This window comes from Herminiimonas sp. GW821-FHT09C12, assembly GCF_059416385.1.
In genome coordinates this window covers 1,450,002-1,463,142 of record NZ_JBWKPC010000001.1, presented here as the reverse complement: position 1 = coordinate 1,463,142, position 13,141 = coordinate 1,450,002, and the positions used below count along the sequence as shown (strand labels likewise).

Here is a 13,141-nt window from a genome sequence, read left to right as displayed (position 1 = left end):
ATTGCTCGGCCGACTTCTTCTTTTACTATTATCCTGCCACTGCCGATTTTAATTCTGCCTTCTTCTCGCGCCCGGCTATTTCAAAGAATGTGTACGACAAAGTAATCGTCTTCACATCCTTGGGCAAAGCCGGATCCAGATAAAACACTACTGGCATCTGCTTCGCCTGACTTGCTTCCAGCGTTTGTTGCTGGAAACAGAAGCATTCGACTTTCTTGAAATGCGCGGCAGCTTGCTGCGGCGCATAACTCGGGATTGCCTGTGCTTCTACACTGTGCGCTTGCGTATTGACTACCTCATACACCACCTGAGCCATTTCGCCCGGATGCACTTGCATGCTATTTACCGTCGGACGAAAACGAAACGGGCCTTGTGTATTGGCATCAAACTCAACTGTGATCGTTCTGCTCTTGTCGACCTGTGAATTATCGATCGGCTTAACCTTCATCTCTTGCGAAGTAAGGATATTGACGCCGGTAATTTCACAAATCTGCTTATAGATAGGAACAAGCAGGTAACCAAAACCAAACATCATCACAGCAATCACAACCAGTTTGCCAAACATCTGGGCATTCAACTTGCTGTGCTTAGTATCTTCTGTCTGGTTTTCCATCTCTACCCTAAACAAACCACAAGCGTTTTGCGATTACACCGAACATGAACATCGCTGCGACTACCCCAAGTATCAGGGCTGTTCGCAGGTTGCGCTTTTTCTGTTCCGTCTTATGATCCGACATCGCAATGTGGCAGGCTCACGCCTGCCACTCCGTTTATTTTACTGTTGGAGGAGTTTCAAATGTATGGAACGGCGCTGGGCTAGGTACAGTCCATTCCAGACCTTCTGCGCCTTCCCATGGTTTATCTGCTGCAGGAACGCCACCTTTGATTGACGGGATCACAACTGCAAACAAGAAATAAACCTGCATCAAACCGAAGCCCAAACCACCTATCGACGCAATCATGTTGAAGTCGGTGAACTGCGCTGGGTAATCAGCGTAACGACGCGGCATACCGGCCAATCCCAGGAAGTGCATAGGGAAGAAGGTGACGTTGAACAAAATCAGCGAACCCCAGAAATGGATCTTGCCGCGTGTTTCGTTGTACATGTAACCCGTCCACTTTGGTCCCCAGTAATAGAAACCAGCGAACAAGGCAAACAAGGAACCTGCTACCAACACATAGTGAAAGTGGGCAACAACGTAATACGTATCTTGCAATTGAATATCGATAGGCGTCACAGCCAGAATCAAGCCGGTAAAACCACCCATCGTGAACACGAAGATAAAGCCGATTGCGAACAGCATAGGTGTTTCGAATGTCATCGAACCACGCCACATCGTTGCGATCCAGTTGAAAATCTTCACGCCAGTCGGCACCGCAATCAACATCGTTGCGTACATGAAGAACAACTGTGCAGTCACCGGCATACCGGTGGTGAACATGTGATGCGCCCACACCATGAACGACAGAATCGCGATCGAAGCTGTTGCGTACACCATCGATGCATAGCCGAACAATTGCTTGCGAGCGAAGGTAGGAATGATGTGTGAAACGATACCAAACGCCGGCAGAATCATGATGTACACCTCTGGATGCCCGAAGAACCAGAAGATGTGTTGATACATGACTGGATCACCGCCACCAGCAGCATTAAAGAACGATGTGCCGAAGTGGCGATCGGTCAATGTCATGGTGATCGCGCCAGCCAGAACCGGCATCACAGCGATCAGCAGGTAAGCAGTAATCAACCAGGTCCAGCAGAACATCGGCAACTTCATCAAGGTCATGCCAGGAGCGCGCATGTTCAAGATAGTGACGATGATGTTGATCGAACCCATGATCGACGAAGCACCCATGATATGCAGGGCGAAAATAGCCATGTCCATACCAGGACCCATTTGAGTCGACAGCGGTGCATACAGTGTCCAGCCGGCAGCAGTCGCGCCACCAGGAACCAGGAAGGACACGGCCAGCAGAATCGCAGCAGGTGGCAACAACCAGAACGAGAAGTTGTTCATCCGTGCAAACGCCATATCGGATGCGCCGATTTGCAGTGGCACCATCCAGTTAGCGAAACCAACGAAGGCCGGCATAATCGCACCGAACACCATCATGATGCCGTGCATGGTGGTCAACTGATTGAAGAATTCCGGTTGCATCAATTGCAGACCAGGCTGGAACAACTCGGCGCGTATCAACATCGCCAAGAAGCCACCAGACAACAACATTACGAACGAAAACCACAAGTAGAGCGTACCGATATCCTTGTGGTTAGTCGCGTATACCCAACGACGCCAGCCATGCGGATGATCGTGCGCATGGTCGTGGTCGTGCGAGTGATCGTGTGCGTGATCGACTGCGGTTGTACTCATCTCTGTCTCCCGATTCAATTACTTACGCGCAGCCAGCACTTCTGCTGGTTGGACAATGTTTTCCGCAGCCTTGTTGGACCAGTGATTGCGGGTATAGGTAATCACCGCAGCGATCTCTGTATCCGACAACACAGGCTTCCATGAAGGCATCGCACCCTTGCCTTCCATCACCATATGGATGTTGGCTGCTTTCGGTCCGGTAACAATCGGGGAGGCATCCAGTGCAGGGAAGCTGCCTGGTACGCCTTTACCGTTTGCCTGATGGCAAGCGATACAGTTGGCTGTGTAGACTTTTTCGCCGCGCTGCACGAGTTCATCTACCGTCCATGTCTTGGTAGGATCATCCGCATTGGCAGCCATTTCTTTTTTCTTGCCGTCTACCCATGCTTTGTAGTCTTCGTCGCTGACGACATTGACGACGATAGGCATGAAGGCGTGGTCTTTACCGCACAACTCGGCGCACTGACCACGGTAAGTACCGATTTTCTCGGCCTTGAACCAGGTATCACGTACAAAACCAGGAATCGCATCTTGCTTGACGCCGAACGCAGGAATCATCCATGCGTGAATCACGTCATTGGCGGTCAGAACAATACGGATCTTCTTGTTGACCGGCACGACGACTGGATTATCGACTTCGATCAGGTAATTTTCGTTTTTAGCGATGCTGGAATCAGTGATCTGTTCACGCGGGGTGGACAGATTCGACAGGAAGTTGATGCCTTCGCCTTCACCATTCAGATAGTTGTAACCCCATTTCCACTGCATACCAGTGGCTTTAATGGTGATATCCGCATTGGAGGTATCTTTCATCGCCACGACAGTCTTGGTCGCAGGCAGCGCCATACCAATAACAATCAGGAAAGGGACGATGGTCCACGCGATTTCAACCGCGGTGCTTTCGTGGAAAGTGGCCGATTTATGACCGAGCGACTTGCGATGCTTGATGATCGAATAAAACATGACGCCGAACACAGCAACAAAGATCACCAAACAGATGATCAGCATTAATGTGTGCAGTGAATAGATTTGCTCTGCGATTTGCGTTACAGGCTCGTGAAAATTGAGCTGACGCACTGCAGGTCCGCCGGGACTATCGGTTACCGCCCAAGACGGCAAACCGGCCGCCAGGAACGACGCACCGAGCATCAAAGATTGAAGGCGCTTCGCATGTTTCATGATTTCCCCAAAAACCCAAATAAGAATTCTGTTTTAACCACCGGGCACAAATGCAAGCCCCAGCTCCTAACGCAGTTCATAGATGAACTCGCGCCTCTTTCTTGTATTTCGTCAAAAATCACCCCACTGCAACACGTATACCGAGGGATTCCGACCTATCAGTCGATGCCGCTTCGCTGGCGGATCGATCTTTGTATTAATGGCGTACTAACTTGAATTGCTGCGCTTTTTCGGCCTAAACCAATGCAATCACCAGCAAATCTTCGCTTAAGCTTAATAAATCAGCACAATAGTCGCGGAGATATCGAGCAATGACATTTCAACAACCATACTCAATTAGTCATCGCACGCCACTTGAGCGCCAAGTGCACGCAAAACCGTCGAAGTATAAGATGGAAAGGGTTTTGTTATCAAGCATAAAAACAAATGGCCACACCCCTTGTTTGAGTGCTTTTCACGCGTTTCATGTGCCGTAAATACGAAAACTCCACAACCGCCCTCGATTTCCCAAAAGAAACATTTTTCAATTGTCTGAAGCGCAAAATTAATGTTTATTTGGCAAGTATTTTCATCTTCTTGGCGGGTCAAAACGGATAATTGACTCGCCACTTGTTGTTGCGCGCGGCGCCGGGCGAAATGCGTGCCCATAGACAACTTCGAAGGTGAGCGGGACTTTCCCGTCTGCGCCACGACTTTGCTCCAGCACATCCACCGCTCGTTGCCATGCCTTTTTACCAAGCAGTCCTCTGCCTCGAGTATCCAGCGGATTGCCGCCCAAGGCACGCACATCTGCCAGCAACTTTTCTACCGTGCTGTAGGTCACGGTCAGCGTTTCCATGTCCATCACCGGCGTCGAAAAACCGGCATTAACCAACATGTCACCAAAATCATGCATGTCCACAAATGGCAACACATGTGGCTCATCATCAGCCGCCGCGAACGCAGCACGCAGCTCTTTAAAGGTATCGGGACCAAAGCAGGAAAACATCAGCAAACCGTCTTGCCGCAATACCCGTCGCCACTCGACAAACACCTGATCCGGCTGCGGATGCCAATGCAGCGCCAGATTGGACCAGACCAGATCGACTGCATTGATACCCAAAGGAAGTCGCGCAAAATTGCCGCACAGCAGACTTGCACTCGAATCCTTGCCCAAGCCCATGCTGGCCGGCAGCCATTGCTGCAGCAAGCGGTTCATAGACGATAGGGCCGCAAGCTGACTTTCCTGCGCCGCAGCCAGCATCGCCGGTGACGCATCCAGTCCAAGCATGACTGCCTGCGGAAAACGTTTTTGCAAGGTCGTCAGGTCCGCACCTTCGCCGCAACCGGCATCCAGCACATGCTCAGGTGAAATTTTGACTAGTGCCAAACGCTCATGCATGCGGGTAGCAATCTCGCGTCGCAAAAAGCTGGAATCGACAATACGTGCAGGATCGCTGAACAGCGTACGCACGCGATTCAGGTCTATCGGCGCACTAAGTTTGGAGTCGGGCTGGGGAGGTTGGGCGGACACGAGTAATGAAATGCTTCAATGAGATAATGCGCGCAAGTTTACACGCTTACACACAGGAAGGCTGGATTGCGCGATGCTTTATCGTTTTCTTGACTGGTCCCGACACATCATTCGACGCCTGCCTGCGGCGATTCCTTCGTCGTGTGCGCTCTGCGGCATCACAGACAAGACAGCTTTATGTCTAGACTGCGCCACACAATTCTTTAGCCGCCATCCGTCGCGCTGCAGACTATGCGCATCGCCACTTACGCATACGACAACGGCACCGCAACAATGCGGCGAATGTCTACGCAATCCGCGCGCCTTTGACGCCACCATCGTAGCCAGTGATTACACCGCACCTATCGACCACTTGGTACTCGCGCTCAAATTTGGTAATCGCTTGGCATTGGCGCCGTTATTTGCACGTCTAATGCTGGATGCGATCTTGCGCGAACGTGCATTTGCCATGCCGACCTTATTGACGGCCGTCCCACTCGGCGAAAAAAGATTGGCCGAACGCGGCTTCAATCAGGCTCTGGAGATTGCCAAACCCTTATCGCATGCGATCGCCATTCCACTGGAGCCACAGTTGCTGGAGCGCACGCGTGATACGGCTATGCAAGCGCTGCTGCCACCCGCTGAGCGGCATCAGAATATTCGCCACGCTTTTATCTTGTCGCCGCAAACGGCAGAGCTGGTACGCGGTCAGCATGTCGGCGTCATTGATGACGTCATGACAACTGGAGAAACCCTGAACGAAATCGCCGCAACCTTGAAACGATATGGTGCAAGCCGCGTCACCAACTTCGTCTTCGCCAGGACACCGCCGAAATAACGCAACAACCTGATCCGCAGCAAAAAATCCAAGCCACCTGCCCGCTTTCGCAATAAACTGGCGACCTGCTTGATGAGGAGAATCACTTTGTTTCATGTTGTACTGGTTGAACCAGAAATCCCACCCAATACTGGCAACATCATTCGCTTGTGCGCCAATACCGGCGCGCAATTACATTTGGTCGAGCCACTAGGCTTTCCATTGGATGACGCCAAGATGCGTCGTGCCGGCCTCGATTATCACGACTACGCGCAGATGAAGGTGCATAGCAACTGGCAAGCATTTCTGGAATCATTCCCGGCCGAGCAGCCATTGAATCCGGCGCGCATGTTTGCGATGACCACACATGGCTCAACGCCATTTGCCAATCTTGCTTTCCAACCGGGCGATGTCTTCGTCTTCGGTTCGGAAACCAAAGGGCTGGAAACCAGCTTGCGCGAATCCTTTCCACCGTCGCAACGTATACGTTTACCGATGCGGCCAGATAATCGCAGTCTGAATTTATCCAACACCGTTGCCGTCGTCGTGTATGAAGCGTGGCGGCAAAACAATTTTGCCGGCGGCCTGTAAGCATCGCCTGGTTTTAAGCTACGATAAGCATACTCTTTTGACCTCCAAAGCCGGCTGCATTCTCACCCAAGGAATCTCATGAACCTGCGTCAACTTTCTTTCGCCGTCCTTACATTGGCAATCAGTACAGCCGCTATTGCTCACGACTATCGCGTCGGCGATATCTCCGTCGATCATCCTTATGCACGCGCCACAGTCGCCGGCCAAACCAGCGGCGGCGCTTATCTGACATTGGAGAACAAAGGCAATAGCGCCGACACCTTGATCTCGGCCAAGTCGCCAGTTGCTGCATCGGTGGAAATCCACACCATGTCGATGACAGCAGATCATGTGATGCGCATGCGCGAGGTCGGCACTCTGGAAATCAAAGCCAAGGAAAAAATAGCGATGCAACCGGGCGATGGTTATCACATCATGTTGATAGGCTTGAAGGCTCCGCTCAAAGTGGGCGACAAACTACCACTGACCCTGACCTTCAAAAAAGCCGGGAAGATAGAAACATCTATCGTTGTAGAAGATGGCAAGAAGAAAAGCGAAGAAACCGACAGCATGGAACATCACCACCACTGATCGCCATCGCGGCAATGCCAAATAAAAAGGACGTTTTTAAACGTCCTTTTTATTTGTATTCGCGCCTAGTATTACTTGGCGGCATAGTGTCGGTAGACTCTGGATGAGCCGTCCGCTTGAAACAGCACGACATCATAAGCATCGACCGGCTCACCCTCTACTTCCATGCCAGGCGATCCCATCGGCATGCCGGGCACAGCCAATCCTTTGGCCTTCGGCTTTTCTGCCAGCAAGCGCTTGATATCACTGGCAGGCACATGGCCTTCCAGTGCATAGCCGTTGACTACGCCTGTGTGGCAACTACCCAATGCTTGCGGCACGCCAAATTTGGTTCGATAGGCTGCAGTATTCGGCACGTTATGCGCATTCACCTTGAAACCATTTTTTTCCAGATGCGTAATCCACTCAGTACAGCAGCCACAGGTAGCGCTTTTATATACATTGATCACCGGCTGACTGGCTTTGGCGTATGAGATCGCAGGAACCATACCGACCAGCGCCAAGGCTTGCAAGATTGTGCGACGTTGCATAGTTTTTCCCTTACGTAAAAAAAGCCGCAAACATGCTTGCGGCTTTTTAATCAAATGATGCGAACTCAGACTGGTTGTGCAGCTGCGATGCGCGTCACGACTTCCTTGCGATAGCGATTCAGCTCCTGCACGGTGCCGAAGGTACGCTCGAATAACAGCGACATATTGTGCAGAATGCGATCGACGACTTTCTTTTCCCATTCGCTGTCGAACTTGATCTGACCGTCGAGCCAGCGTTCCAGCCATTCAGGATCAGGCAAACGCGATTGCACCGTATCGTTCGGGAACAAGGATTGGTTCACGTGCAGATTGGTCGGATGCAACGGTTTTTCCGTACGACGGGCCGATGCCATCAAGACACCGATCTTCGCAAAGGCGGCGCGTGCAGTATCGCCAACTTCTACCAATGCTTTTTTCATGTAACGCAAGTAAGCGCCGCCGTGGCGTGCTTCATCCTGGCTGATGATTTTGTAGATTTGCTTGATGACAGGCTCTGTGTGCCAATCGGAGGCACAGCGGTACCAATGATTCAAACGGATTTCGCCGCAGAAATGCATCATCAATGTTTCCAGCGCTGGCGCTGGATCGAATTCGAAACGTACGTTGTGCAGCTCTTCTTCAGTCGGGACATACTCTGGACGGAAACGACGCAGGTATTCCATCAGCACCAACGAGTGCTTTTGCTCTTCGAAGAACCAGACCGACATAAATGCGGAAAAGTCACTGTCGCCGCGATTGTCACGCAAGAACATTTCGGTTGCAGGCAAGGCAGACCACTCGGTAATCGCATTCATGCGGATCGTTTGTGCCTGCTCATCGGTCAGTTTGGAGCCGTCGAACTGATCCCATGGAATGTCTTTTTCCATGTTCCAGCGAACCTGCTCTAGCGATTTAAACAATTCTGGGTACAGCATACGCGCCTTAAAAATTGAGTTAAGTCCTTGATTCTACCAAGAAATCCACCGCCCACCCAGTATATGGGACTAAACAAGCGCGCATTTCCTTGGAAAAACATTGCCTGATTCAATTCTTTTCAAGTATCGAAAACGCGTCTATCCCGCGCCGTTACTTGCTTTTTTAATGTTTTCTTAACGTTGAAATTGTGTGAAAAAAATCGTTCTCAACTACTAAAAATTTAAACTATCTGAGGCCAAATTCAATCTGTTTTTCAATTGATGCATGGTAATAGGCAATTTTTTCCACTTCATGACAAACCCTGCGTCTTGGTGCAATATGACTCACGCCCACCCTCCTTCTTTGCTCACCATCATGACGAAACAATTCATCCGCCTGTTTTTGCACCTCACACTCCTGTCAGGCTTGGGCTTGGCGACGCATGCAATGGCACAAACTCCTGCCGCGGCACCTGCGACCTGCCCTGCGACACTGAATTACTCCATCAATCGCTTGCAGGATGAGGTACCACAGAACCTTTGCCAGTACGCAGGCAAAGTGCTGTTGGTCGTCAATACGGCGAGTTATTGCGGTTTTACCGGGCAATACGAAGGACTGGAACAGCTGTATGCCAAATACAAGGCACAAGGCTTGGTGGTGCTCGGCTTTGCCTCCAACGATTTTGGCCAGCAGGAACCCGGTGCCAATAAAGAAATCGCTGAGTTTTGCTACAACACCTATGGCGTGAAATTTCCGATGTTTGCCAAAACCTCAGTCATCGGGCCCAACAGCAATCCATTTTATAAAGGGCTGATGGCAGCTGGCGCGACCACGCCGAAATGGAACTTCCATAAAATCCTGCTGGATCGCAACGGTAAAGTCATCGACAGCTATCCTTCGAAAGTCACACCAGAAGACAAAAAATTGGTAGCCGAGATAGAAAAAGCGCTCGCGCAAAAAGCGCAGCCGTAAAACATTAGACACAAGGAGTAAACCTGTTTGTCGTGTAGCCGACACGGATGCACAAGACGATTTCTGCAAAATGCTGCGATACGCAGCACGCGCAGGCATAATGACGATGCTTTAAACAAGCTGATGCAAAAAGCCGTTCCTCAGGTTGTACGACTGAGTGATTTTTCAGACACGCCCAAAATTTAAGAGATAACGGACGAGCAATCGCCCCCACTACCATGCGCATTCTGATCATTGAAGACAATGCCGATATCGTCGCGAATCTGTACGCATTTCTTGAGCCGCGCGGCTATGTACTCGATTCCGCCGCCAACGGATATGCAGGCTTCGCACTCGCAGCACAGCATGACTACGATGCCGTGATACTCGACATCAAATTGCCGGGCATCGATGGCCTGACGCTGTGCCGCAAGATGCGTGACGAATTGCAAAAAGACACGCCCGTATTGATGCTGACTGCACGCGATACGCTGGACGACAAAGTTGCCGGCTTTGACAGTGGCGCAGACGATTATCTGGTCAAACCATTCTCGCTGCTGGAAGTGGAAGTACGCCTGAAAGCATTGGTACGTCGCGCACGCGGCAAGAATCAAGGCACAAATTTCTTGAGCGTCGGCAATTTGGTATTCGACACTTCGACCTACCAAGTCAAACGCGATGGCATTCCTATCTCGCTGACCAAAACCGGATTCAAGATCCTGACTTGCCTGATGAAAGAAGCCCCGAAAGTCGTCTCGCGGGAAACACTGGAACTGGAAGTATGGGGAGATCATCCGCCTGATAGCGATGCCCTGCGTACCCACATCCATGCGCTGCGGCATGCGCTGGATAAAGCACATCCGTTCGCCATGCTGAAGACGGTGCAAGGTATCGGCTATCGTCTGGTAGAAGCGGATGAAACGCCCTAGTACGATACGGCGGCGCATAGTCGTCGCCTATCTTTTTTTCGCACTGGCAGTTTGTACATTCGTTGGCGTCATTGCCTCTGTCGCGATCGTCGGCATAGAGGATTTACTGGTTGACGAACATCTGCGCAGCATCGCGGCATGGGCATCACCGCGCCATGCAGCCGGCATGCCGGTAGAAATGCCGTCTGATGTCAACTTCTATCACGGCCCCGATATTCCACCCGAACTACGCGACCTGCCACAGGGCGTAGTCAAGAAAACCTTTGACGGACAGACCGTGCATTTGCTGGTCGGCCAGGATGCTGAAGGCACTTACGTCGTGCTTGATCGCGCCAGCGAATACAAAAACATCGAGCACGTGATTTACGCCATGCTCGGCGCAGGCTTTCTCGGCTTTGTCGCCCTGTCACTCTTTCTTGGCACCTTTATCGCACGCGGCTTTGTTGACCCTATCATCAAGCTGGCAGCAGCGGTAATGGATAAAAAGAGCAAAGCAGAATTGCCATTACTCAACAATCAGGATGAACTAGGCATATTGGCGCGCTCATTCGCCGCGCATACTGCCGAACTCAAACAATTTCTGGCGCGTGAACGTTTTTTCACTGGCGACGTCAGCCATGAGCTGCGCACACCATTGACTATTATCATCGGTGCGTCCGAGCTGTTGGTAGAACAAACTGCCACGCAACCGACGCTGCACGCACCGGCCCAACGCATATTGCGCGCCGCTAAAGAGGCAACCAATTGCGTCGGTGTGCTCTTGCTTCTGGCGCGACGTCCGGACACCATAGACCGGCCGTTGACCTCCATTTCCGAAGTGATCCGATCAGAGATAGAGCGTGGCCAGCCCTTGGTCAGGGACCGGCCTATCAGCCTGCACTTTCAGGAAGGCAAGGATTTCTCGGTATTCGGACGTAAAGAGTTGCTGTCGTCTGCAATCGGCAATCTGATCCGTAATGCTTGCGAATATACCGATGAAGGCTCAGTCGTCGTATCCATCCAGGACCACAGTGTGCTGGTGGAAGACACCGGCCCCGGCGTTCCGGACATTATCCGCGCACGCCTCAAGAACGATCCCTCACAACCGGCATTGATAGGTTCGGCCGGCTCCGGCCTCGGCCTGGCTTTGGCCATACGTATCTGCGAGTACCTGGGTGCCAAGCTCGAGCACGACGACAGGCCGCAAGGGGGTAGTATTTTCCGCATCCACTTCCAATCAGATTTAACGGAAAACTAACGTTAATATCACGTAATTTTAAGTTCTTCCGAGCTAACCTGCGCCTGCGTAGAGACGTTCATTGCATAGCAAAAACGTCCCTTCCAGTCTGGGTTGAAGTCTTCTATATTGAAGCTTGAACTCCATGCATTGAACCACCAGGAAATTTGCACGCATTAGCGCTTGTAGTGGCCAAAAGATGGCGTCGGATTCGTCCGATGGCAGACAACAACATAGTCGTAAGTCGACCGCCACTTTCATTCAACAAACCTTGAGGAAGACATGGAATTACTAGGATCTCCAGCATTTTGGGCCGCACTCGGCAACATCATCTTGATCAACATCGTGTTGTCCGGCGATAACGCCGTTGTCATCGCATTGGCAGCCAAGTCCCTGCCACCAAAACAAAAGAAAATGGCTGTTCTTTACGGTAGTGCAGCGGCGATTATCCTGCGTATCGTTTTGACCATTTTCGCTCTGCAGTTGCTGACGTTGCCGTACTTGAAGTTAATCGGCGCAGTTCTGCTGTTCTACATCGGCGTGCAATTGCTGTCCGAAGATGGCGGCGAAGAAAATATTGAAGGCCACTCCAATCTGTGGGGCGCCATCAAAACCATTCTGATCGCCGATTTGGTCATGAGTCTCGATAACGTGCTCGGCGTTGCAGCTGCAGCCAACGGCAATGTCACCTTGCTCGTCATCGGCCTGGCTATCAGCGTACCGTTGATCGTATTCGGTAGCACACTGGTGTTGAAGTTGATGGAGAAATTCCCAGTCATCATCACGCTCGGCGCGGCATTGCTGGGTTATCTGGCTGGTGAAATGTTGTTCTCCGACGCAGCGGTTACTCCGTGGATCGAAGCAAATATCCCGCACCACGAAATTGCCTTGTTCGGCAGCACCCACCTGAGCATTCCAGGCTTGGTGCTCGCAATTGGCGTTGTCATCGTAGGTAACTACTTGGGCAAGCGTCACCACAAGGAAGCAACAGCGTAATACTATAAACGATCGCTGCTCAGTGATCGCTTCAGTTTGTAATAGATAAGTTAAAGGGCGTATCAGCATGGCTGATACGCCCTTTATTTTTCTGCAAACAAACTTTTTCTTATCGCTGCTTTAGTATTTTTTGCGATTGAAATTATGATCGACGACTAGTCTTGTCTTTGCGATCAAACTACTCAAGCCAAGCACCAACTGCGTCAGACGATCTCCCGGCAAATGCCAGATTTGCGTAGCTGAGGCTTCTACTTGCGCCACCGCAGCGATCAGCGGCGTAACCCACTCTGCTTCTGGCGTCACATCCAGCAAGACATCACCCTCCGATGTCGTGTGCAGAAAAATATCCCCACCCTCAGTCAGACAAAAGCAAATACCCCAGCCACTCGCTTTGCCATTTTTAATCAAATACTGAATATTGCGGTTTTGATGATCGATCCATGCTTCCACATCGTATGTGTTTTTTAAAACTATCCATGGTCGCTCTATCGGCTCATCCCGCTCGTTTTCATCTTCTTCGTACATCATTGCATCTCATTCATGAATGGATAAATCATGCCGCACTGTACACGCTACACAAGAAACCGGCAGCAGCAATCCAGAT

General features: G+C 51.1%; 14 protein-coding genes. 7 read left to right on the top strand and 7 right to left on the bottom strand.

Translation table 11 applies throughout. The features are described from left to right. Window positions 1–28: 28 nt before the first annotated feature. The 4 genes from AC07N2_RS06980 to AC07N2_RS06965 all read right to left on the bottom strand — a co-directional run bounded on the left by AC07N2_RS06980 (window position 29) and on the right by AC07N2_RS06965 (window position 5,064). Entirely contained in the window at window positions 29–613 is a 585-nt protein-coding gene (locus tag AC07N2_RS06980; RefSeq protein WP_076593246.1) for a cytochrome c oxidase assembly protein, read from the bottom strand. A 157-nt stretch (window positions 614–770) separates the two neighbouring features. Then, window positions 771–2,372 (bottom strand): cytochrome c oxidase subunit I, encoded by a 1,602-nt coding sequence (gene ctaD / locus AC07N2_RS06975; protein WP_494777590.1) that lies wholly within the window; start codon window positions 2,370–2,372, stop codon window positions 771–773. Window positions 2,373–2,390: 18 nt separating this feature from the next. Next, window positions 2,391–3,551, bottom strand: a complete 1,161-nt coding sequence (coxB, locus tag AC07N2_RS06970; protein ID WP_494777589.1) for a cytochrome c oxidase subunit II — start codon at window positions 3,549–3,551, stop codon at window positions 2,391–2,393. A 568-nt stretch (window positions 3,552–4,119) separates the two neighbouring features. After that, complete coding sequence (locus AC07N2_RS06965; protein WP_494777588.1) at window positions 4,120–5,064, bottom strand: methyltransferase domain-containing protein; 945 nt, start codon at window positions 5,062–5,064, stop codon at window positions 4,120–4,122. Between the two features lie 73 nt (window positions 5,065–5,137). Between AC07N2_RS06965 and AC07N2_RS06960 the strand changes: the two genes are divergently transcribed. The 3 genes from AC07N2_RS06960 to AC07N2_RS06950 all read left to right on the top strand — a co-directional run bounded on the left by AC07N2_RS06960 (window position 5,138) and on the right by AC07N2_RS06950 (window position 7,021). After that, window positions 5,138–5,881 carry a phosphoribosyltransferase family protein gene (locus AC07N2_RS06960; RefSeq protein WP_494777587.1) on the top strand — a complete coding sequence of 248 codons (744 nt, stop codon included), beginning with the start codon at window positions 5,138–5,140 and terminating at the stop codon, window positions 5,879–5,881. Window positions 5,882–5,968: 87 nt separating this feature from the next. Then, window positions 5,969–6,451, top strand: a complete 483-nt coding sequence (gene trmL / locus AC07N2_RS06955) for a tRNA (uridine(34)/cytosine(34)/5-carboxymethylaminomethyluridine(34)-2'-O)-methyltransferase TrmL (protein WP_494777586.1) — start codon at window positions 5,969–5,971, stop codon at window positions 6,449–6,451. A gap of 78 nt (window positions 6,452–6,529) precedes the next feature. Next, the gene (locus AC07N2_RS06950) at window positions 6,530–7,021 is read left to right on the top strand and encodes a copper chaperone PCu(A)C (protein ID WP_494777585.1); all 492 of its coding nucleotides are present in this window, start codon (window positions 6,530–6,532) and stop codon (window positions 7,019–7,021) included. 71 nt (window positions 7,022–7,092) lie between these two features. Here AC07N2_RS06950 and AC07N2_RS06945 read toward each other — a convergent pair whose 3' ends face one another. Both AC07N2_RS06945 and AC07N2_RS06940 read right to left on the bottom strand, forming a co-directional pair. Continuing rightward, window positions 7,093–7,551 (bottom strand): DUF411 domain-containing protein, encoded by a 459-nt coding sequence (locus AC07N2_RS06945; protein ID WP_494777584.1) that lies wholly within the window; start codon window positions 7,549–7,551, stop codon window positions 7,093–7,095. A gap of 65 nt (window positions 7,552–7,616) precedes the next feature. Next, on the bottom strand, window positions 7,617–8,465 hold the full coding sequence (locus AC07N2_RS06940) for a ferritin family protein (protein WP_076593238.1): 849 nt from the start codon (window positions 8,463–8,465) through the stop codon (window positions 7,617–7,619). Window positions 8,466–8,820: 355 nt separating this feature from the next. On the opposite strand from AC07N2_RS06940, the gene AC07N2_RS06935 reads away from it, so the two are divergent. From AC07N2_RS06935 to AC07N2_RS06920, 4 genes are all read left to right on the top strand, one after another. Next, the gene (locus tag AC07N2_RS06935) at window positions 8,821–9,417 is read left to right on the top strand and encodes a glutathione peroxidase (protein WP_494777583.1); all 597 of its coding nucleotides are present in this window, start codon (window positions 8,821–8,823) and stop codon (window positions 9,415–9,417) included. Window positions 9,418–9,635: 218 nt separating this feature from the next. Beyond that, window positions 9,636–10,325: a response regulator transcription factor gene (locus AC07N2_RS06930; RefSeq protein WP_076593237.1), complete on the top strand. Its 690-nt coding sequence runs from the start codon at window positions 9,636–9,638 to the stop codon at window positions 10,323–10,325. Continuing rightward, the gene (locus tag AC07N2_RS06925; RefSeq protein ID WP_494777582.1) at window positions 10,312–11,562 is read left to right on the top strand and encodes a sensor histidine kinase; all 1,251 of its coding nucleotides are present in this window, start codon (window positions 10,312–10,314) and stop codon (window positions 11,560–11,562) included. Before AC07N2_RS06930 ends, AC07N2_RS06925 begins: the two co-directional genes overlap by 14 nt. A gap of 261 nt (window positions 11,563–11,823) precedes the next feature. Next, the gene (locus AC07N2_RS06920) at window positions 11,824–12,537 is read left to right on the top strand and encodes a TerC family protein (protein ID WP_494777581.1); all 714 of its coding nucleotides are present in this window, start codon (window positions 11,824–11,826) and stop codon (window positions 12,535–12,537) included. A gap of 120 nt (window positions 12,538–12,657) precedes the next feature. Here the strand turns inward: AC07N2_RS06920 and AC07N2_RS06915 are convergent, their stop codons facing one another. Beyond that, complete coding sequence (locus AC07N2_RS06915) at window positions 12,658–13,065, bottom strand: hypothetical protein (RefSeq protein ID WP_494777580.1); 408 nt, start codon at window positions 13,063–13,065, stop codon at window positions 12,658–12,660. Between the last annotated feature and the right edge of the window lie 76 nt (window positions 13,066–13,141).

What these genes read in the sequence shown, in the direction of transcription:
- AC07N2_RS06940 (WP_076593238.1), bottom strand. Translation starts at nt 8,465, where the DNA reads ATGCTGTACCCAGAATTGTTTAAATCGCTAGAGCAGGTTCGCTGGAAC.
- AC07N2_RS06930 (WP_076593237.1), top strand. Translation starts at nt 9,636, where the DNA reads ATGCGCATTCTGATCATTGAAGACAATGCCGATATCGTCGCGAATCTG.
- AC07N2_RS06945 (WP_494777584.1), bottom strand. Translation starts at nt 7,551, where the DNA reads ATGCAACGTCGCACAATCTTGCAAGCCTTGGCGCTGGTCGGTATGGTT.
- AC07N2_RS06920 (WP_494777581.1), top strand. Translation starts at nt 11,824, where the DNA reads ATGGAATTACTAGGATCTCCAGCATTTTGGGCCGCACTCGGCAACATC.
- AC07N2_RS06980 (WP_076593246.1), bottom strand. Translation starts at nt 613, where the DNA reads ATGGAAAACCAGACAGAAGATACTAAGCACAGCAAGTTGAATGCCCAG.
- AC07N2_RS06950 (WP_494777585.1), top strand. Translation starts at nt 6,530, where the DNA reads ATGAACCTGCGTCAACTTTCTTTCGCCGTCCTTACATTGGCAATCAGT.
- AC07N2_RS06960 (WP_494777587.1), top strand. Translation starts at nt 5,138, where the DNA reads ATGCTTTATCGTTTTCTTGACTGGTCCCGACACATCATTCGACGCCTG.
- coxB (WP_494777589.1), bottom strand. Translation starts at nt 3,551, where the DNA reads ATGAAACATGCGAAGCGCCTTCAATCTTTGATGCTCGGTGCGTCGTTC.
- AC07N2_RS06935 (WP_494777583.1), top strand. Translation starts at nt 8,821, where the DNA reads ATGACGAAACAATTCATCCGCCTGTTTTTGCACCTCACACTCCTGTCA.
- AC07N2_RS06925 (WP_494777582.1), top strand. Translation starts at nt 10,312, where the DNA reads ATGAAACGCCCTAGTACGATACGGCGGCGCATAGTCGTCGCCTATCTT.
- ctaD (WP_494777590.1), bottom strand. Translation starts at nt 2,372, where the DNA reads ATGAGTACAACCGCAGTCGATCACGCACACGATCACTCGCACGACCAC.
- AC07N2_RS06915 (WP_494777580.1), bottom strand. Translation starts at nt 13,065, where the DNA reads ATGATGTACGAAGAAGATGAAAACGAGCGGGATGAGCCGATAGAGCGA.